Raw genomic sequence first — 17866 nt, forward strand, 5'->3', positions numbered from 1 at the left:
GGAGAGTCAACTCCTGGGCGCTGTGGTTGTTGCGTGACCGCGCCTCGCTGGTGACAAAAATGTCACAAAAAGGGGCCCGAGAGGGCCCCTTCTTCTCCAGAATTTGGCGCCGCTCAGCCCGGCCAGTTGGCACGCATGCGGTCGATCTCGGCCTGGCTCGGACGATACGGTGGGGCCTTGGGATCGAAGCTCTTCCAGCCGGCAGCGCGATATTCTGCGCCGCGCGCCATCGGGTCGATTGGGCTCGACGCAGCAAGGATCGCCTCAATACGCGCCGCATCGCCGTCCGGTACGCGCGCAGTGACAAGCGTTCCGCCACGCCGCACGGCTTCCGAGTAGACCTCGGCGTGGTCGCGGTCGGTGCCGGCATCGGCGAGCGCACCCACGATTCCGCCAGCGGCCGCGCCACCCGCCGCGACGGCGGCGGTCGAGGCGAGCCAACCCGCGGCCACGACAGGACCGAGGCCCGGGATTGCCAACATGCCGAGGCCTGCCAGGAGCCCTGCGCCCGCGCCGACAGCGCCACCAATACCGGCACCGGCCGCTGTCTTGTTCACGTCGTCGACATCGGCGTACTCGGCGCTGACGTACTTGTTGGCCACGATGCTCACGTCGCTGCTCGGGACACCCGCCCGCTCCACTGCATCGACGGCCGCACGTGCCTGGGCATAGCTGTCATAGGCTCGGCTTATGGTCTTCATGGTCGTGTTCCTCCTCGCGGTTACTGATTGGCTGTGACGACGTTGCCCTTGTAGTCCACGGCAACCTCGACCGACTTGCCGCCCTGCTGGGCGGTGCCACGCCAGATGCCGTCAGCGTCCTTCTTGAGCCCCGTCACGCCGTCCATGCCCTGAGCAATGATGCGATCCTTCGCCTGCCCCTCGGTGAAGGAGTTGGAGCCCTTCAGGGGCGCACCCGCATCGGCCTTCTTTGCCTTGTAGGCGTCGGCCTTGCAGGCGTTCATGAACTCGCCCTGCGTAATCGTACCTTCCGTCGCGACCGTCATGCCGGCAACGCGCATAAACGAGATGTAACGGATGGCCTCACCTCCCGAGACGTTGCCGTCGCTGTTGGCGTCGGCCTTCTTCCACATGTCCTGGCACTCGGCGTCCGTGGCGGCGAATGCGGGGGCGCTGACAGCCCACGCCGCGATGGCCGCAAGGGCACACATCTTCTTCATTTCTTCGTTCCTCCAAGATGGAGCTGATCAAGTCAGCCGCCGCTTCAACGGGCCGCGCGCGAATGGTTGCGGTACGCCAGCGAACGGCTCGGCTTTTGCTGCAACTTCGACTGGACGTGCCGCGTTATCTCCGGGAGCGACACGAGATTCAGCCCGAGGAATGCCATGACCAAGACGGAACAGCTCATGCAGGAGCGCGACGACCTGAAGGCGAAGATCGCGAGCGCCGGAAAAACCGGCGGGGCATCGAAGCGCGAGACATCGGATCTCAAGATGATGGAGCAGGAACTCCTGGCGCTCGAGCAGCGCATTGCCCGGGAAGAGACGGGCAAAGCCAGCGCTTCCGGCAATAAGCCGGCCTCCCTGGCCGAGAAGATGGACAAGAAGCTGGATGCCGCTCTCAAGGACAGTTTCCCGGGGTCCGATCCTGTATCGTTCATCGAGGCCACTCCCGTCCAGCCCGGCGACGAGTCGCTCACCGCAGTGAAAGCCGGTAAACGCTGATCGCTCCCCGATCGAATGCAGGTCCCGGCAGACAATGACCGGCGCGGCATAATCGGGCAGGCCTTGCTCCAGCGTCTTTGCCCGCAACCCGTGCGCCAACACGTTCCGGATCATTCCAGGCCCTGGCCCGCGCGTGTACAGCACAGAACCATGTCGACCACGCCGCCCCTTGCCGCCAGCTGGGGCGGCGTGGACGCGGTTGAGTTGCTCGCGGCTCATGGCGCCCGCTTTTCACGCTCCTCGACCGATTGACGAGCACGACGCCGTCCCTGTCGAGCACGAGCGGTAGCGGTCCGCCTGGAAATCGCAAGATCGATCGGCACTGTCGCATCTCTAACTTCTGCACAACCCACGGCATCACGAACCACAACGATCCCAACGCAGCTGGGACGAGGGCGCCGACAAGGGCGGTCATCCTGTCGTCTGCCACCATGAACACGAGAATGTAGGTGTCGGCTGCGAGGCCAGTCATGAGGGGCAGTAGAGCCCAGGTCATGAGCCTGGAAGCCAGGTCAAGGAAGAAACCGCGAGTGACGCGACGGGTCTCCTGCAGCCAGGGTCTCGAAGCGCTGATTGAATACGGCGATAAGCTGGAAGCCCATGATCGCCTGAACGCCCGGCAGAACCATGCGAGCCTCGTCGGTCGCGTGGGTTGCTTCCTCTTCGAGACTCTCGCGATGCTCCTGCTGGGCGTTCATCGGGTCAGCAGATCATTGCATCTGCACCGGTTGGCTCTGGGCGAGCTTATGGCCGGTGAAGGAGCGGGTCTGTGGCGGCGGTAGGGCACCCGCTTCCTTGAACTCGGCGAGGAGCTGCGCCTTGCGGGCCTTCAGCCGGTCACCGAGATCGTCGAGGTCCATGCCGGCGTCCCGCGCCTCGGCGAACAGGCCCTCGGAACGCATTTCCTCTTCCTTGACGTGATGCTTGATCATCTCGGACAGGACCTTGACCTTGGCGTCGTAGAATTCGTCCGACGGCGAACCCTCCAGCAGTTCGGCGATCAGGACCTTGGCGCCGTCATGCTCGACATAGGCCTCTTCGAGCAGTTCTCCGTCTTCGATCTTGCCCTTGCAGGCCGGATAGAAAATCTCCTCCTCAATGGTAGCATGTACCGTCAACTCGGTGCAGATCTCCTTCACCAGCGCGACCTTACGGTCCTCCGACCGGGCCTTCTCGAACGACTCGAACAGCTCCTCGACCTTGCGATGGTCGGCCTTGAGCAGAGCAACCGCATTCTCTTTCGTAGCCATGAAGTCTCCTATGGTTGGCTTGTCGGCGAAACGGGCTGCCCCGGGTTCAGTTGCAATCAGTTCGGCGCAAGATTCGAGAGGCGCCGGGGGAAGCGATGCTGGGCGAGGTTGTCGAGCAGGAGGGTCGTGAGCTTGGTGGCGCCGACAACCACCCCTTCCGCATCGGTGATGCCGATCCGTTCGAACAGGGCGCGCGCGTCCTCCGCCGCCACGATCGGCTTGCCGTGCCGGAAAGCTTCGTCGATGAAGCGCTGGCCCAGCGGCATGGCCATCAGCCCCTCGGCGACGCCGGGCGGGATCAGTACGGCGTCGTAGATCACCGATGGCGCGTTGGGCGCGGCGCGGTTGACCGGCAGCGGCTTGCTCGTGGAGTCGATGACGGCGCCGGCAGTCGGACCAATCAGCTCGGGCACCTGGCCGGCCTTTGTGAGGTCGCCGACCATCGTCTTCACGAGGGCCGAGTCGACCCCCTCCCCTACCAGGATGGCGATCTTGCGCCCGCGCACCAGGGGCGGGGCCCGGTCCATGGAAAGTGCCGGGGAGCGAAGTTCGTCCGCCTTAGGATTGAGCGGTCCCGACGGAGTCGGGGCCGAGGGGGTCGGCGCCTCGGGCGTGCCGGCTGGAGCAACCTCGATACCGGTCGCCCCGTGGACCATGTCGGCGAGTTGCGGGGAGATGTTGCACAGCAGCTCGTTCATGACGCGGTGCCGCACACCCTGGTCGACGACCATATTGAGCTCGAAGGCGAAAGCCGCGGCGATGTGGTCCTTCTCCCAGTCACTCATGCTGTTCCAGAACATCGTCGCCTGGCTGAAGTGGTCGCTGAAACTGTCGCTGCGCTGGCGCAGTTTGGCGCCAGCCTCCTGCACCGCGACCGAACGGAACGCCCCCGCCGCGGTGGGCGAATGCATCGGGCAGCCGCCGCCCAGGCTGTTGGGGAAGTATGAGACTTTGCCGGGATTGATCGTTATCCGCCCGAACCCGTCGCGCTGGTTGTTGTCCACCGGTCGCAGTGAGCGGTTGATGGGCAACTCGTGGAAGTTCGGCCCGACGCGGCGCAACTGCGTGTCGATATAGGAGAAGAGCCTTCCCTGCAGCAGTGGATCGTTGGTGAAGTCGATGCCCGGCACGATATGCCCGGTATGGAAGGCCACCTGCTCTGTCTCGGCGAAGAAATTGTCCGGATTTCGATTGAGCGTGAGCTTCCCGACCTTGCGGATCGGGACGAGCTCCTCCGGGATGAGCTTCGTCGCGTCGAGCAGATCGAAGTCGAACTTGTGCTCATCGACCGGCTCGACGATCTGCAGGCCGAGCTCCCATTCCGGGAAGTCGCCACGCTCTATGGCTTCCCAAAGGTCGCGCCGGTTGAAATCCGGATCACGACCGCCCAGAAGGTTCGCCTCGTCCCAGATGAGCGAGCACACACCCTTCAGGGGCTTCCAATGAAATTTGACGAAGCGCCAACCACCCTCGGCATCGACGAGGCGGAAAGTGTGGACGCCGAACCCCTCCATGGTCGCGTAGCTGCGCGGCAGCGCGCGATCGCTCATGAGCCACATCAGCATGTGGGCACTCTCTGGCGTCAGCGATACGAAGTCCCAGAACGTGTCATGAGCCGATTGCGCCTGCGGAATCTCATTGTGTGGCTCGGGCTTCACCGCATGGATCAGGTCGGGGAACTTGTTGGCATCCTGGATGAAGAACACCGGCATGTTGTTGCCGACCAGATCCCAAACGCCTTCCTGGGTGTAGAATTTGACCGCGAAGCCTCGAACATCGCGCGGCGTGTCGGTCGACCCCCGCGAGCCTGCGACCGTCGAAAAGCGCACGAAGACCGGTGTCTGGACCTGCGGGTCGCGAAAGACCTGCGCACAGGACAATGCCGAGAGGTCTTCATAGACCTGAAACACACCGTGCGCCCCCGCCCCGCGCGCATGCACCACGCGCTCCGGGATTCGCTCATGGTCGAAATGCGTGATCTTTTCACGCATCAGCATGTCTTCAAGCAGCGTCGGCCCGCGCACGCCATCTTTCAGCGAGTTCTGGTCATCGCTGACGCCGACACCCTGATTGGTGGTGAGCAGGTCACCGGGAGCGGCCGTATCGGGGCGAAGATCACTCGTCTTGGCCGTGTCCTGCCGCGTTGCCGTTTTCCTGTCGAGAGCCGTGTCCTGTCCTGCCGTGCGGGGAGAGGGAGGAGCCATCGTCGGCGGTACGGGCTTCTTGGCCATGGGAGGTTCCGTTCGGTTGTGCGTGAGGAGCGCTGCCAACGCAGCCGCAGGAAGAACGGTTGCCCTCCTTTCGACATTGTGCGCGCGAGGGAGCAAAGAGGACCTAGCGTCGCCCCATCGCCCTGCTCTTTGCCGGCGCAGTGTTGCGAATCGCAAGGATCGCTGGCGCGCAGCAGCGGCCGCTTTCGGACGCTCAACGACTACCAGCGGCGCAGAAGATCCTCGGTCGTTGTCGCCTCCACCTGCGCGGCGAAGCGCGTGCGGAACAGGTCGACAAGCGCATCATGTGCGCCGTCGCTGGTGCTGCACAGAGCATCGATTGGCAGCACGATGCGGAAGCCCAAGTCGATCGCTTGCATTACCGTCGCCAGCACGCAGACATCCGTCTCACCGCCAGTGACGACCAGGGTGGTGACGCGCCGTCGCTTCAGAGCTGCGGCGAAGCCGGCGCGACTGAACGCGGAGTTGGCCGGCTTGTCGACCGTGCGGGCCGGCGGCACCAGTCGGGCCAGCGGCTCGACCAGCTCGAGCAGGTGTGGCTCCAGCACCTCGCGCGTCATCTGCGGCCAGCGTTCGTAATACGTACGCCACGCGCCCTGGGCGGCATCGGGCGCAAGAGGCGGCGAGAATCGGGTGAAGACGGTGTGTCGGACATGCCACTTCGCGATCTCGGTGACGGCCGGCAGAACGCGAGGCAGCCACGGTACCTGCCACGCCGTCTCCTCCGCAAAGAGCCGCTGCATGTCAATGCAGAGATGCAGCGTACGGTCGGCCTCCAGCCGGAAGCCCGCATCCTTCACGCCACGCCCCTCAGTCCTGACCCCAGCGATAGCGCGATTGTTCTTCCGCCTCGCGGGCAGCTACACGGGCACGACGGCCGGCACCGCGCCCATCGGGCGGTCCGGCGATGGCAAGCAACGCCTCGTGGCGCGCCTCGTCGAGCTGGAATTGGCGGCGACCGCGCCAAAACAGGGCCTCGACCTCGGTGGCGCCGGTTGCTTCGGTAAGACGCTCGAAATCATCCTGTTCGGTCAGCGCGCAGTGGATCACCAGGCTGTTGCCGTCGCGGGACGGTTGCACCGCGAATGGCCCCTTGAGCTTGAGCTGGCTGCAGGTACGCACGATCAAATTGGCGGCAAACCTGAGCCGCGCACTGTCGAAGGGATCATCGTCGCGCCGCCCTCCCGCAAAACAGGGCGCGAGTTCGCCCGCCAAGAGGAAAGCGGCATCAGGGGAACCAGCCAGGTCGGCCCAGGCGATGCGCGGCATCGGCGATTATCCCCGCAGCGACTACGGTTCGGTTCGCGATGGAGGAACCACGGGAATCTGCGGCATCTTTCGTCCAACGCGCGCGTCGGAGTCGGTCGACATGTCCCGCCGCTCACGCAACATCCGATCGGCAAGCGATCGCCGGCGGCGCCCTTCTCCCAAGGCGCGCAACGAGGCCAGTTCAAACCCCAGTTCCGCATGGGTCGCGTCGAACGGCATCCTCTCCTCCTCACGCTGGCGAACATCGCGTCACCTCTTTGCCAACGGGACTTCTTCAAGGCGGTTGCAGGGGGGTTGTGACAAATTCGCATCATGGGAGGACGCGTGGCCGACCGAAAAGGTTCATCGAACGCGCCTTTTCAGGATCTGCTCAACCGCGCGCGAACAATCTTCATAAGAAGCGCACTGCAACCTGGTACCGCACACGGACGCGGAAGGCTGAATAAACGCCACCGCCGGCAAAAGGTTGCAAAGTTTCTATTCTCGCCGGCAGACAGCCGGCGACGCGGTTTATTTGCCCGCCTCAGCCGCCGTGCCAGTTGCCTCGGTCGTACTGGCGGGTCGCACCTCAGCACGCAGGGCCTGGCGCAATTCGACGGCAGTCATATCGTCGTGGAGGCCCGGCAACAACGCCAGCCCGTCGGGAATCGGGGCGACATGCTCGGCAGCGCGGACGGCTTCTAATCCCGCCTCATACCGGCCCTCACGAAGCAATTCTATGGCCGAGAGGATGTGGTAGGCCTCCCGCCGATTTGGATTGCGCCGGAAGCGTTCCAAGACGAGCACGAATCGATGGATACGCTGGCAAAGTAAGTGACGTGTCGCGTCCGCCAAATCCGTCATGACTTCACCACTATCGCAACATCGATTGGCATCCAAGCATTCGATTCGCCGCGGTGATATGCGAGTCGGTAAATTGTGAATGGAACGCTTCGAGCATGCAAATTGTTCACGAAGTTTTGTTCGCGAATTGCCGCATTCGAGATGGGAATAGTCGATTTGTCGGAACGCGCAGCCCGGGTCGCGCGTGATGCAACAGAAAAGGCTGGCGCGCGTAGTCGCTCATGTCACAGCGTGCGGAGGATGGCATGGCCAGAAAAATTGCAGTCGCCGGCATCGAAGGTTCGCTCGAAGTCAATGACGACGGCGAACTCGTTTACATGAAATCGGAGTTGCAAACCGAGGTGCTGAAGCCCGAGCAAGCGATCCGGCGCTGGCCGGCGGCGGAAATACAGATCCGCCAGGCACTCGCCGCACTCGAGGCCCATTAGAGCGCGGAACAATTTAGTCTGACACGACAGGAGGCATGCCCGCTGATGAGGGGCGGTGGCCGCCAGTACAGCGCGGGAAGCCTGCTCCGGTCGTCGGCGCCCTAGGCTTCCGGAGTGCGGCCGTCGAGCTGTTTGGAGGTCGCAGCTTCCGCCGACTGAGACGCGGACCTGAGCCCATCCGAAGCAACCTGTAGCTCAGCCGCCAGCGCGGCACGCTCCCCCTTGAGTTCATCGTTGCGACGATTGAGGTAAGCCCGGCGGCGACGGATTGCCCCCTGTCGCCGAGGCTCGGCCGTCATGTCGAGTTCGGTCTTGAGTTCAGCGCTTTCGGCCGCAAGCCGAAGGAGCTCTGCTTTTATTTCGAGCGTCCTTTCGGTGCAGTAATACTTGGAAAGCTGCAAGCTTCGCGTGCGCTCATCGGCCATTTCCATCCTCTGACAATTATCGAAATCATGTACGCCATCTCGATCGGCTGGAATCAACGTGGACATTGGCAGCAGCTTTCGCCACATCCTCCCGAAAGCAGTCACCACTTTTTCGGGAATAGTTGGCGTCGCCTCGCCAAAAGGACGAGATTTTTGCACTCTGGCCGGCGTTTACGCGAAATTTCCTCCTCCCGCGATGTTCGAGCTGCAACAAATGCTTTGGAGCGGCAACAGTGACGGCCCCGGGTACCGCTGCCGCGCCTTCGCCGTCGTTTTGCGTCAGGCCGACTTGGCCTTCAGCTCCTCGAGCTGCTGACGGGCGCCCGCGATCATGCAGGAGAGATCGGCGGTCAGCATCACCATGTCGAAGCCGCGTTTCACGGCGCCGGCCGCGAAGGGTGCGGCGGCACAATGCATGACGCACTTGATGCCGGCCTTGTGCGCCGCATCACGGATCTTGTCGCAGGTCGCGATGTGGAGCGGATCGGGATTGTCGCCGCGCGGCGGCAGGCCGAGCGCGAACGAAAGGTCAGCCGGGCCGATATAGACGGCATCGAGGCCCGGCGTCGCGCAGATGGCTTCGAGGTTGGCGATGCCTTCCTTGGTCTCGATCATCGCCATGACGATGATCTCGTCATTGGCCTTGGCGACGTAGTCCGCGCCGCCATAGTGAACGGCGCGCACCGGGCCAGACGAGCGCATGCCCACCGGCGGATAGCGGCATGCCGCGACGGCCTTGGCGGCTTCCTCGGCATTGTTGACCAGTGGCACGATGATGCCGTAGGCGCCGAGATCGAGCGCTTTCATGATCGCGGCCGGCTCGTTCCAGGCCACGCGCACCACCGGCACCGTGTCGGTCTGGGAGATCGCCTGCAGCATTGGCGCCACGTCCTTCATCTCCGAGAGGCCATGCTGCAGGTCGACGCACAGCGCGTCAAAGCCCTGCCGTGCCATCACCTCGGCGGTAAAGGTGTTCGGCACCGAGAGCCAGCCCAAGGTCGCGCACTTCCCCGCGGCCCAAATCTCTTTGATCTTGTTCTTTCGCATGGCCGGACCTTTCATTCGTCCAAGAGTCGCTGAAGCGGCGGAATTGGGCACGATCAGGCACCCTGCATCAAGAGCCCAAAATCGCTGAGCGATCAACGCCGCAACGGCGGCTGGCCAAGAGTCCGACTGCGGGAAAGGCGGCGAGCGGCGAGTGCAGCGACCGCTCCCGTCAGCAGCAACAGGACATCCATGCCGGCCACCGGCCACAGGTGCCGGAGGGCAAGGCTGCAGGCGAGATGGTCACCGGTCGTGATCCAGTTGAGTAGAACCGCCGCTACCGCCAAAGCGGCAATCGTCCAGCACTGCTCGATCCACGCCCCGCCCGGCCGCAGCCACGCATGCGCGAAGGTCGCGAGCCACGCCAGGTAGAAGATCCAGATCTCCAGCGCCGCCCGATCATAGCCGGCAAAGGTCGCGCCGAGCGGAAGGATGCGATTGACGACGAAGAAAGCGAGCGTGGCGGCGATGATGCCCGTCACCGAGCCCACTGTCAGGCCCTCGACGACCGGCACGCCGTGAAGACCCAGCTGCTCGTGCCTCTTGCGGCGCGACTCCAGCCAGAACAGATAGCCGGTTGCGATCAGGACGCAGCCGACGAGGCCCAGCACGAAATAGATCCAGCGCAGAGTCCAGTGGCTGAACTGGATCATGTGAAGCCCGGAAATGAATCGCTGGGCCGACAAGATCGGCTTGGGTGCAATGCGCCGGTGCAGCAGTGCGCCGGTGCTCGAGTCGAAGTAGACGATGTCGTCGCTGAACGACACGCGGTCCACGCCGTGGCGGGCGAACTGCACCACGGCGGCGGCATCGCCTGGATTGCGGACGAACAGGTACCGGGGCGTCTCGCCGTCCCAGAGCCGCCGCGCCTCCGCCGTCATGGCATCGAGGGAAGCGAGCTCGCCGGGCCTTCCGGCCTTGGGCTTATCGTAGATTCCGTACGCTTCGCGGGTGAAGGCGCGCGGCTCGTCGTCGTAGGCGAACTTGATCGTGCCGGGGAAATACACCGTATAGAAAATGATCACGCCCGACAGGGTGATCACGAAATGGAACGGCAGGCCCAGCACGCCGGTCACGTTGTGCAGGTCTAGCACCAGCCGGCGCGGCTGCCTGTCGGCCCGGAAGGTGAAGAAGTCGGTGAAGATCTTGCGGTGGATCACCACGCCGGAGACGCAGATCGCCATCATGGCCATCGCCGCCAAGCCGACGATCCAGTAGCCGAGATCGACATGCAGCATGTAGTGGAAGGGATAGAGGAAGCGTGTGCCCGCCCATGTGCCCGGCTCGGGTAGAGCGGCCCCTGTCGTGGGATCGATCAGGCCGAAAACAGAGCGCGAACCTTCGCGTGAGATCACCTGGATAACGGGCTCGCGGTCGGTCGGGAGGATCGCCAGCCACGACCGCGCTTTCGCGGCCGCGGCTGCGTCATAGGAAGGCCGCAGCGCCTCCGCGGGGAATGACCCGTCCGTCAAGGGGAGCCGGATCATCGGCGCCATCCACTGGTCGATCTCGCGATCGAACACCGAAAGCGTTCCCATCCAGAAGATGGCGAACAGCAATCCACCCAAGACGATCCCCGCCCAGGTATGAAGCCAGTTCATGGAGGCGCGGAAGCCGGTCTCCATCTCAACCAACCGCTGCCGACGCCTAGAAGTCCGCCGTCAGCGCCAGCCGGAACGTGCGAGGTGTGCCGACATTGAGGCGCGTGTTGAACGACACCATCGACCAGTAGTTGGTATCGAGCAGGTTCTCGACGTTGAAGCGGATGGCCACCGGCTTGCCGGTCGGACTCTGTGCATCGCTCAGGACGTAGCGCGCGCCGACATCGAAGCGCACCCACTCAGGGATGCTGAGCCGCGGATCGGTGAGCCCGACATACTGCGTGCCGGTGTAGATGACGCGGCCGTCGAGCGTCAGGCCGCGGGCGAAGGGCGTGTCCCATTCGGCCGCCAGATTGACCTGTACGTTGGGCGCACCGGCGGCCTGCCAGCCGTCGTTCACGCCGCCCGCCGTGCTGACCAGGATCGCCTCCTGGAACATCGCACCGCCCAGCAGCCGCACGCCCTCGGTCGGCGCGCCGAACATGTTGATCTCGATGCCGCGATTGCGCTGCAGGCCGTTCTGCGTGAGCATATTGGTCGCCGCGTTGGCGATGGCGCTGGGCTGGCTGATCTGGAAGGCACTGAGCGTCGTGGTGAACTTGCCCCAGTCGATCTTGGTGCCGACTTCGAACTGGGTCGACTGGTAGGGCGCGAATATCTGCCCGGCATTGGCGAAGGTCGGCCCGACGACCGTGCCGGGCTGCAGGCCCTGGATGAAGTTGCCGTAGAACGACACTTCTTTCCAAGGCCGCACGACCAGCGCCACCGACGGGCTGATCGCATCCTGGGTGTAACCCGACGTCCGGTTGCCGGTTACGATATTGAAATTCTCGCCCACGATCTGCTGGTAGCGCGCGCCGAGCGTGAGCTGGACGCGCTTCTCGGCAAGCGATAGCGTGTCGGCGATCGCCAGGCTGGTGAGCTGGAGCGTGCTCGACTTGTTCGGTGACATGGTCGTGATGTTGGGTCGCGCGACGACGTTCGGCGTGTAGATGTTCGAGGCATAGGCGGTGCCGATTCCGCGGCCGAAGCCGAACACCTGCTGGTAGCGCATCGCGCTCACGGCAAATGTATGCCCGACCGGACCGGTGGTCGCCTCGCCGCGCAGGCCGATCTCGCTCGTCCACTTTGTTTCGTAGGAGGTGTTGTACAACGGCGTCTGCGTGCTGTTGCCGCTGAGCCCACTGACGATGGGATCACCCGACCACAGCGACGACCAGCGATTGTCGTGTGCGCCGATGGCGCCGTAGAGCGTCACGCCCGGCCAGACATCGACCTCGCCGCGCAACGCGCCGAACAGGTCCTGGGCGCTCGTAAAGCTCCAGGGCAGGATGAAGTTGTTGTTGAGATCCGGCACGCCCGGCACCGGCGCGCCCGGCGCGCCCGGCGCGACAGTGGCGTAGCCGATGCCGCCGCTGATGTACTGGGACTGGTAGCCGCCGTCCAGGGACAGCCGGAAGCCGTCGCCGCGATAATCGACGCCGATCGTCGCCAGCCCCAGCTCCTCGGCGTTCCACATCACCGCCGTCTGGCCGGCGCGATAGGCGCCGTTGATGCGCACACCCACTTCCTTTTCGGGGCCGAAGCGGCGGCCGATATCGACGGCGCCGCCGAACTGCGCGGCCGAGCTATAGGCGGCCGTCACGCGGTTCATCGGCTCGTCGTGGGCACGCTTGGGCACCACGTTGATCGTGCCGCCGATCGCGCCGGTGGGCGGCATGCCGTTCAGCATCGCGCTCGGCCCCTTCAGCACCTCGATGCGTTCGGCCAGTTCGACACCGATCGCATAGGTCGGCAGCAGGCCGTAAAGCCCGCCATAGGCGATGTCCGTGCACTCGACGGTGAAGCCGCGGATCATCATGTTCTGCGCGCCGTTGTTGCCGCTCGGCCGGACGGCACGCACCGACGGATCGTCGATCAGCACGTCGCGGATGGTCTGCGCCTGCTGGTCCTGCGCCTTCTTGGCGGTGTAGCTCGTCTGGTTGAACGGCGTGTCCATGACGTCGCGGTTGCCGAGCAGGCCGAGCTGGCCGCCGGTCGCCACCTGTCCGCCGGCGTACGCGGGCGGGATGTTGTCGATCATCGCCTGCGACGGCACCGGAAAGACGCCCTGCACCTGTACGGGATCGAGCATCATGGCCGACGATCCCATCGTGGTGATCGTCACCGATGTGGGCGAGGAGTAACGGAAGGTCGCACCCGTTCCCGAAAGGAGCCGCTGCAGCGCCTGCTCGACGGTCATCGTTCCGCTGACGCCCGCGGTCGATTTGCCGGCCACCGAACCGGCATCGAAGACGATCTGAAGTCCGGCTTGGCGGCCGAAACTCGTGAGCGCCGCGGCCAGAGGCTGGGCCGGTATGTCGAACGAAGCCGTGCGCGGCGCGGGAGCCTGCGCCTGCAGTTCTTCTGCCGGTGTCTGCGCCCACGCTGGGGCGCACAGGCTCACGCAGATCGCTGAAGCCGTACCGAAAGCAAGCGCCGAACCATAGGCGACCGAAAGGACGCCCGGCAGCCGCGCCGTCTCAACATTCGCAGGCACGAAAACTCTCCCCAAATTTCTGTGCCGGCGGGTACACGGGCTCGCCCGGCGCACGCTTGCGCCGGGCTCTCACTGAGGAAACGAACGGACAGCGGGAAACTTAACGGCTGCTTCGTCACAAAAGATGACACTCGTCCGTTCTTCAGCGAGAGGAAATCACCGTCAGGTAGGGTGAGAGCCTGGTGACACGGCCCTGCTGGAGATCGACCAGTGCGCGCAGGGCATCGTCGGGACGATCGAGATCGATGATGCCCGACACCAGGCTGTCGGCGATCCGGGAATCGGCGAAGACGATCATACCTGGCATACGGCGGCCGACCTGCCCGACGACGTCGCGCATGACGGCATCGTAGGCGACCAGCCGGCGGTCCCGCCACGTGGCGACATCGCCCGGCATCATCGTTCCACGGCCGACCGGTCCGTCGCTGAAAATGTGGATCCATTGTCCGGCGGTCAGCGCCGCCACCTCGCCCGCCTTGCTCCGCGTGACATTCACGCTACCGCTCTGGACCGACACGGTGACGCCGGTTTCCGATTTCGCAACATCGAACGCCGTACCGGTCACGGTGACATCGACCTGTCCCGCGCTCACGACGAACGGCCGCTGCGGCGACGGCGTGACCTCAAAGAAGGCCTGGCCGGACAGCAGCCGGACGGACCGGCGGGCTTCCGCATACTCGACCGCCACTGCGCTGCCGGCGTCGAGGGCGATCCGGCTCCCGTCCTCCAAAGCAACATCGCGCGTCTCGGCCATCCCCGTCATGTGATCGGCCGTCAGGCGCAGCTGCATTGCCGGAACGGCAAACAGGGCCACGCACGCGGCCAGGGCCGCGCCGGCCGTCATCAATACGGGCCTGCGATACCAGGACCGCCCGGCACGCGTCGCTTCACGGCGCACGGGCGTGAGCGGGGGAAGGCTGGCCGAAGCATCCCATACGGGCCCAACCTCCGCATAGGCCCGCCGACGCATCTCGCTCCGGGATAGCCAGCTCTCGAATTCCGCACGCAGGACGGCATCGCCGGGCGCATTCTCCAGCCGCATGAGCCAGTCGATTACCTGGCTTTGAAGGGACTCACCCTTGGCGGGCGCCGGGTTCACAGTCTTTGTTCCTCAGTACGGAGCAGCAGGGCAGATTCTCCCTGAACGACGAATGGCCGCCTACGAGTTTAATGGCCCGTGCGTGTCAATCGAAGATCAATCCCTCGGCTCCAGGCCGGTTCAGTGTGCAGTGGAGCAGCGCGTCCTTGATCATCTTGTGCACGCGCGGCACCGAGACGCCGAGATGGGTTGCGATCTCCTGGAGAGTACGGCGTTCGACACGATACAGGACGAAGGCGACCTGGGTGCGTTCCGGCAATCCGGCCAGGCTCCTCTCCAGCGAGCGCAGCTCGTCGCGGAAATGGAGGATGCGTTCTGCCGACGGTGCCTCGCTGGGCACGCTCTCCATCGTCTCGGCGGTGATCGGATGGGGAAGATGGACGGACCTGCGCCTCAGCCAGTCGACCGCGAGATTGCGCACGATGGAGAAGAGATATTTGGTCGGCTGCGCGAGATCGCCCGATTCGCCGACCTTCGACGAGAAGCGGAGCCACGCTTCCTGGACGAGATCCTCCGCGCTCGCCCGGTCACGCAGCAGGTGATGGGCGTAGTTCAGCAGCTCGTTTCGATGCGCCATATAGACGGCGAGCGATGACTCCGCGGGCGCCAATAGGCTTCGCTCCCAAATGCGAACGGTTCGCATTCTCCCTTACCGAGTGCCGACCGGCTTTGCAAGATGATGCGCCCGTTATCGTAGCCGAAGCCCTACGCCGACACCTCGGGCGCCTCGAATGACGGCAGGGTGGCGCGGATCGCGGGCGAATCGAGCCACTTGCGGGCCTTTCCGGCATCGGTGAACACGCGCATTGGCCGCTTGGCAGCAGCAAGGATGCCGAGCACGCGCGACATCATCGCATACCTGTCGTCCGGCAAGACGATGGCCAGCGGCCCGTGATCCTGGATGCCGTCCTGCAGCGCTCGCATGCGCACCCCGATGCCCAGCATGTCGATCGAACTCATCTGCGTGTCGCCGTTGGTACCGTCGAACAATTTGCGATAGCGGAGCCCGTTCGCACCCACCATCGCATCGAGCATCTCATTCACTTCGGCGAGGTCGACGTTGCCATCGCAGGTCGCCACGAAGATCTGCAGTCGCGAGTCGATGGTCCAGTGCAAAGGCATCTACAGAAAGTCCGCAACGCACACGAAAACAAGCGCTACCGACAATGATCGGCGGACTGAGTCCTGGCAAGGGTCGCGCGTCGTCTCCGCATCGCCGTGAGCAGATTTTCCTCCGTTGCAATGAGCCATGGGTCACCCGTAGATGACACCCGCCAATGGTGGGGAGATCGTGATGACCGGCGTGAAGGCAGCGAAGGACGAGCGGCGCGGGGACTATAAGTGGTCGATGCCGGTCGCGAGCCGGTGGTCGGACTGCGACGCCTACGGCCACGTCAACAACGCCGTCTATTACAGCTGGTTCGATACTTCGCTCACGACGCTCGCCATCGAGCGGGGCATCCTGCGAGCGCCGGGCCAGACCTCGATCGGCCTGTGCATCGCGAGCGGCTGCGAATTCCTGGCGCCGGTCGACTTTCCCCAGACGGTCGATGTCGGAATCCGGCTTGGCCGCATCGGCAACAGCTCGCTGCGCTACGAGCTGGCAATCTTCACGCGGGAGAGTGAGACGCCCGCCGCCGTCGGCCACTTCGTCCACGTCTATGTCGACGTCGCGACCCGCGCGAGCGTGTCCCTCACCGAGGCCCAGAAGGCGGCGGTGACTGATCTCCTGGCGGCTTGAGATTCAACCGGCGCGACATGCGATCAGACACAACCCGCAAATGCGTTGAAGCGAGAGGGGGAAACGGCCTAGCCTGTTGTCACGACCTTGGGGGGTATATGCGTTGGTTTCTGGTTTTGGGATTGGGAGCGCTCCTGACGGGCTGCGCGAGCGCCCAGCTCAACTACAACACGGCAGATCTCGCCTCTTCACTTGGCTCCCTCCAAAAACGACAGATCTTTTACAATCTGGCGCAGGCCCTCGATGATCCCGAGTTCATCCCTTCGCAAGTGACGATCTCAATCGGCACCGCCCAAACGGCCAACGCGGTCAATCCGAACCTCAGCATTCCCCTGGGCTCGGGTTTCGCCTCTGCGGCCCGAATCACCGAAGGGGGGAGGAACGCGGGCAATCAGTTCACGGGAACGTTCACGACGGCCGCGACCGGGCTGGGTATCCAGCTCGTCGATTCGTGGAACCAGAGCTGGACCATGGTGCCCGCGAACGGATCCAATCAGCTCAGGCGTCTCCGGGCACTCTATCAATACGCGACCGGCTCCTTTCCTCATGTCGAACCGGGCCGGGAGATCAGCGAGGACGAGGCGGAGAAGGCCTTTCTCTGTGAGTATCCCCTGCAGGCCCTGGCGGTGCCGTCATCGCCGCCCGGCGACAACATTGCCTATCGTCTCGAAGGCTGCCCGGAAAACGGGCACGGGCCGCGTTCGCGGTTGATGTACGCCGACCCAAATTTCACGCAGGGGCCCAACTGCGTGATCTGCGTGGACGACCTGAAGTCGAAGTTCCCCCGGCTCTATGTCAATCCGCACCTGAAATACCGTTTCATCCACAGCGGGAAAGACAAGACGGACGACATGGTCAAGGTGGGCGAGCACGGCTTCACCTCCTTCTACGTCTGCGCCTCCCGAAAGAGCGACTGCAGACGCGCGCCCCAGCAGGAACCATTCGACGGGCGCAAGGCCTTCAGCGATTTCGTGCTGTTCGTCTATGAAGCCATGACCGTGCCAGCCGGCGGTTCGGGGAGCGGCAAGTCGACGGGCGGCGCCAACTTCGTCTATTCCGTCCGGTGATGCCGGCGGCGCCGGGAGATCGCGATATCGCCCTTCATCAATTTCGGGAGAATACCATGTCCGCCAAGGATCCCGCCGTCAGTCGCTTCCCCGTCCCCGCCCTTACCGATATGCCCGCCGACATCCGCGAGCGCATCGAGAAGGTCCAGGAGAAGTCGGGATTCATCCCCAACGTCTTCCTCGTGCTGGCGCATCGGCCCGACGAGTTCCGCGCCTTCTTCGCCTATCACGACGCGCTGATGGACAAGCCCGGCAACCTCAGCAAGGCCGAACGCGAGATGATCGTCGTGGCGACCTCGAACCTGAATCAGTGCCAGTATTGCGTGATCGCCCATGGCGCGATCCTGCGCATCCGCGCCAAGGACCCGCTGATCGCCGACCAGGTCGCCATCAACTACCGCAAGGCCGACATCTCGCCACGCCAGAAGGCGATGCTCGACTTCGCCGTGAAAGTGAGCCAGTCCGCCCATCTCGTCGGCGACGACGACATGGAGACGCTGAAGCAGCACGGCTTCGACGAGGAAGACGTCTGGGACATCGCGGCCATCGCCTCCTTCTTCGGCCTGTCGAACCGCATGGCCAACGTCACCAGCATGCGCCCGAACTCCGAGTTCTATGCGATGGGGCGCGGCTGAAGGGCGAGGC

21 protein-coding genes are annotated in these 17866 nt (G+C 64.2%); 5 read left to right on the top strand and 16 right to left on the bottom strand.

The window, feature by feature from the left end; translation table 11 throughout:
• Positions 1-113: 113 nt before the first annotated feature.
• Complete coding sequence (locus EPO41_RS02905; RefSeq protein ID WP_296320121.1) at positions 114-701, bottom strand: hypothetical protein; 588 nt, start codon at positions 699-701, stop codon at positions 114-116.
• 20 nt (positions 702-721) lie between these two features.
• Positions 722-1180, bottom strand: a complete 459-nt coding sequence (locus EPO41_RS02910) for a hypothetical protein (protein WP_296320125.1) — start codon at positions 1178-1180, stop codon at positions 722-724.
• Positions 1181-1345: 165 nt separating this feature from the next.
• Between EPO41_RS02910 and EPO41_RS02915 the strand changes: the two genes are divergently transcribed.
• Positions 1346-1684, top strand: coding sequence for a hypothetical protein (locus EPO41_RS02915; RefSeq protein ID WP_296320127.1), 339 nt, complete (start codon positions 1346-1348; stop codon positions 1682-1684).
• Positions 1685-2196: 512 nt separating this feature from the next.
• On the opposite strand, the gene EPO41_RS02920 is transcribed toward EPO41_RS02915, so the two are convergent.
• The 7 genes from EPO41_RS02920 to EPO41_RS02950 form a co-directional block, all read right to left on the bottom strand.
• Positions 2197-2382, bottom strand: a complete 186-nt coding sequence (locus tag EPO41_RS02920) for a hypothetical protein (RefSeq protein ID WP_296320131.1) — start codon at positions 2380-2382, stop codon at positions 2197-2199.
• Positions 2383-2394: 12 nt separating this feature from the next.
• A complete protein-coding gene (locus EPO41_RS02925) occupies positions 2395-2934 on the bottom strand; it encodes a hemerythrin domain-containing protein (protein ID WP_296320135.1) in 540 nt (179 codons plus the stop codon).
• Between the two features lie 56 nt (positions 2935-2990).
• Complete coding sequence (locus EPO41_RS02930; protein WP_296320140.1) at positions 2991-5165, bottom strand: catalase; 2175 nt, start codon at positions 5163-5165, stop codon at positions 2991-2993.
• A gap of 200 nt (positions 5166-5365) precedes the next feature.
• Positions 5366-5965, bottom strand: a complete 600-nt coding sequence (locus tag EPO41_RS02935; protein WP_296320142.1) for a cysteine hydrolase — start codon at positions 5963-5965, stop codon at positions 5366-5368.
• Positions 5966-5975: 10 nt separating this feature from the next.
• On the bottom strand, positions 5976-6434 hold the full coding sequence (locus EPO41_RS02940; protein ID WP_296320145.1) for a hypothetical protein: 459 nt from the start codon (positions 6432-6434) through the stop codon (positions 5976-5978).
• Between the two features lie 21 nt (positions 6435-6455).
• Entirely contained in the window at positions 6456-6653 is a 198-nt protein-coding gene (locus EPO41_RS02945; protein WP_296320147.1) for a hypothetical protein, read from the bottom strand.
• 291 nt (positions 6654-6944) lie between these two features.
• Positions 6945-7277, bottom strand: coding sequence for a hypothetical protein (locus EPO41_RS02950; protein WP_296320150.1), 333 nt, complete (start codon positions 7275-7277; stop codon positions 6945-6947).
• 245 nt (positions 7278-7522) lie between these two features.
• Between EPO41_RS02950 and EPO41_RS02955 the strand changes: the two genes are divergently transcribed.
• Positions 7523-7705 (top strand): hypothetical protein, encoded by a 183-nt coding sequence (locus EPO41_RS02955; RefSeq protein ID WP_296320152.1) that lies wholly within the window; start codon positions 7523-7525, stop codon positions 7703-7705.
• A gap of 101 nt (positions 7706-7806) precedes the next feature.
• Here EPO41_RS02955 and EPO41_RS02960 read toward each other — a convergent pair whose 3' ends face one another.
• The 7 genes from EPO41_RS02960 to EPO41_RS02990 form a co-directional block, all read right to left on the bottom strand.
• On the bottom strand, positions 7807-8196 hold the full coding sequence (locus EPO41_RS02960; RefSeq protein ID WP_296320155.1) for a hypothetical protein: 390 nt from the start codon (positions 8194-8196) through the stop codon (positions 7807-7809).
• A gap of 213 nt (positions 8197-8409) precedes the next feature.
• Positions 8410-9177, bottom strand: coding sequence for an aldolase/citrate lyase family protein (locus EPO41_RS02965; RefSeq protein ID WP_296320157.1), 768 nt, complete (start codon positions 9175-9177; stop codon positions 8410-8412).
• Positions 9178-9269: 92 nt separating this feature from the next.
• The gene (locus EPO41_RS02970) at positions 9270-10775 is read right to left on the bottom strand and encodes a PepSY-associated TM helix domain-containing protein (protein ID WP_296320160.1); all 1506 of its coding nucleotides are present in this window, start codon (positions 10773-10775) and stop codon (positions 9270-9272) included.
• Positions 10776-10821: 46 nt separating this feature from the next.
• Positions 10822-13314, bottom strand: coding sequence for a TonB-dependent receptor (locus EPO41_RS02975; RefSeq protein WP_296320161.1), 2493 nt, complete (start codon positions 13312-13314; stop codon positions 10822-10824).
• A 142-nt stretch (positions 13315-13456) separates the two neighbouring features.
• Positions 13457-14413, bottom strand: a complete 957-nt coding sequence (locus tag EPO41_RS02980; RefSeq protein ID WP_296320164.1) for a FecR domain-containing protein — start codon at positions 14411-14413, stop codon at positions 13457-13459.
• 85 nt (positions 14414-14498) lie between these two features.
• The gene (locus tag EPO41_RS02985) at positions 14499-14990 is read right to left on the bottom strand and encodes a sigma-70 family RNA polymerase sigma factor (protein WP_296320167.1); all 492 of its coding nucleotides are present in this window, start codon (positions 14988-14990) and stop codon (positions 14499-14501) included.
• 128 nt (positions 14991-15118) lie between these two features.
• Entirely contained in the window at positions 15119-15535 is a 417-nt protein-coding gene (locus EPO41_RS02990; protein ID WP_296320169.1) for a hypothetical protein, read from the bottom strand.
• 142 nt (positions 15536-15677) lie between these two features.
• Between EPO41_RS02990 and EPO41_RS02995 the strand changes: the two genes are divergently transcribed.
• The 3 genes from EPO41_RS02995 (at position 15678) to EPO41_RS03005 (ending at position 17856) form a co-directional block, all read left to right on the top strand.
• A complete protein-coding gene (locus tag EPO41_RS02995; protein WP_296320172.1) occupies positions 15678-16154 on the top strand; it encodes a thioesterase family protein in 477 nt (158 codons plus the stop codon).
• A 98-nt stretch (positions 16155-16252) separates the two neighbouring features.
• Positions 16253-17221, top strand: a complete 969-nt coding sequence (locus EPO41_RS03000; RefSeq protein WP_296320176.1) for a hypothetical protein — start codon at positions 16253-16255, stop codon at positions 17219-17221.
• 56 nt (positions 17222-17277) lie between these two features.
• The gene (locus tag EPO41_RS03005; protein WP_296320180.1) at positions 17278-17856 is read left to right on the top strand and encodes a peroxidase-related enzyme; all 579 of its coding nucleotides are present in this window, start codon (positions 17278-17280) and stop codon (positions 17854-17856) included.
• Positions 17857-17866 lie beyond the last annotated feature (10 nt).

Source organism: Reyranella sp. (assembly GCF_004297265.1).
In the GTDB taxonomy this organism is placed as follows: domain Bacteria; phylum Pseudomonadota; class Alphaproteobacteria; order Reyranellales; family Reyranellaceae; genus Reyranella.

Excerpts from the sequence above, each read along its gene's own strand:
- EPO41_RS02905 (WP_296320121.1), bottom strand. The coding sequence starts at position 701 with ATGAAGACCATAAGCCGAGCCTATGACAGCTATGCCCAGGCACGTGCG.
- EPO41_RS02910 (WP_296320125.1), bottom strand. The coding sequence starts at position 1,180 with ATGAAGAAGATGTGTGCCCTTGCGGCCATCGCGGCGTGGGCTGTCAGC.
- EPO41_RS02915 (WP_296320127.1), top strand. The coding sequence starts at position 1,346 with ATGACCAAGACGGAACAGCTCATGCAGGAGCGCGACGACCTGAAGGCG.
- EPO41_RS02920 (WP_296320131.1), bottom strand. The coding sequence starts at position 2,382 with ATGAACGCCCAGCAGGAGCATCGCGAGAGTCTCGAAGAGGAAGCAACC.
- EPO41_RS02925 (WP_296320135.1), bottom strand. The coding sequence starts at position 2,934 with ATGGCTACGAAAGAGAATGCGGTTGCTCTGCTCAAGGCCGACCATCGC.
- EPO41_RS02930 (WP_296320140.1), bottom strand. The coding sequence starts at position 5,165 with ATGGCCAAGAAGCCCGTACCGCCGACGATGGCTCCTCCCTCTCCCCGC.
- EPO41_RS02940 (WP_296320145.1), bottom strand. The coding sequence starts at position 6,434 with ATGCCGCGCATCGCCTGGGCCGACCTGGCTGGTTCCCCTGATGCCGCT.
- EPO41_RS02945 (WP_296320147.1), bottom strand. The coding sequence starts at position 6,653 with ATGCCGTTCGACGCGACCCATGCGGAACTGGGGTTTGAACTGGCCTCG.
- EPO41_RS02950 (WP_296320150.1), bottom strand. The coding sequence starts at position 7,277 with ATGACGGATTTGGCGGACGCGACACGTCACTTACTTTGCCAGCGTATC.
- EPO41_RS02955 (WP_296320152.1), top strand. The coding sequence starts at position 7,523 with ATGGCCAGAAAAATTGCAGTCGCCGGCATCGAAGGTTCGCTCGAAGTC.
- EPO41_RS02960 (WP_296320155.1), bottom strand. The coding sequence starts at position 8,196 with ATGTCCACGTTGATTCCAGCCGATCGAGATGGCGTACATGATTTCGAT.
- EPO41_RS02965 (WP_296320157.1), bottom strand. The coding sequence starts at position 9,177 with ATGCGAAAGAACAAGATCAAAGAGATTTGGGCCGCGGGGAAGTGCGCG.
- EPO41_RS02970 (WP_296320160.1), bottom strand. The coding sequence starts at position 10,775 with ATGAACTGGCTTCATACCTGGGCGGGGATCGTCTTGGGTGGATTGCTG.
- EPO41_RS02985 (WP_296320167.1), bottom strand. The coding sequence starts at position 14,990 with ATGGCGCATCGAAACGAGCTGCTGAACTACGCCCATCACCTGCTGCGT.
- EPO41_RS02990 (WP_296320169.1), bottom strand. The coding sequence starts at position 15,535 with ATGCCTTTGCACTGGACCATCGACTCGCGACTGCAGATCTTCGTGGCG.
- EPO41_RS02995 (WP_296320172.1), top strand. The coding sequence starts at position 15,678 with ATGACACCCGCCAATGGTGGGGAGATCGTGATGACCGGCGTGAAGGCA.
- EPO41_RS03000 (WP_296320176.1), top strand. The coding sequence starts at position 16,253 with ATGCGTTGGTTTCTGGTTTTGGGATTGGGAGCGCTCCTGACGGGCTGC.
- EPO41_RS03005 (WP_296320180.1), top strand. The coding sequence starts at position 17,278 with ATGTCCGCCAAGGATCCCGCCGTCAGTCGCTTCCCCGTCCCCGCCCTT.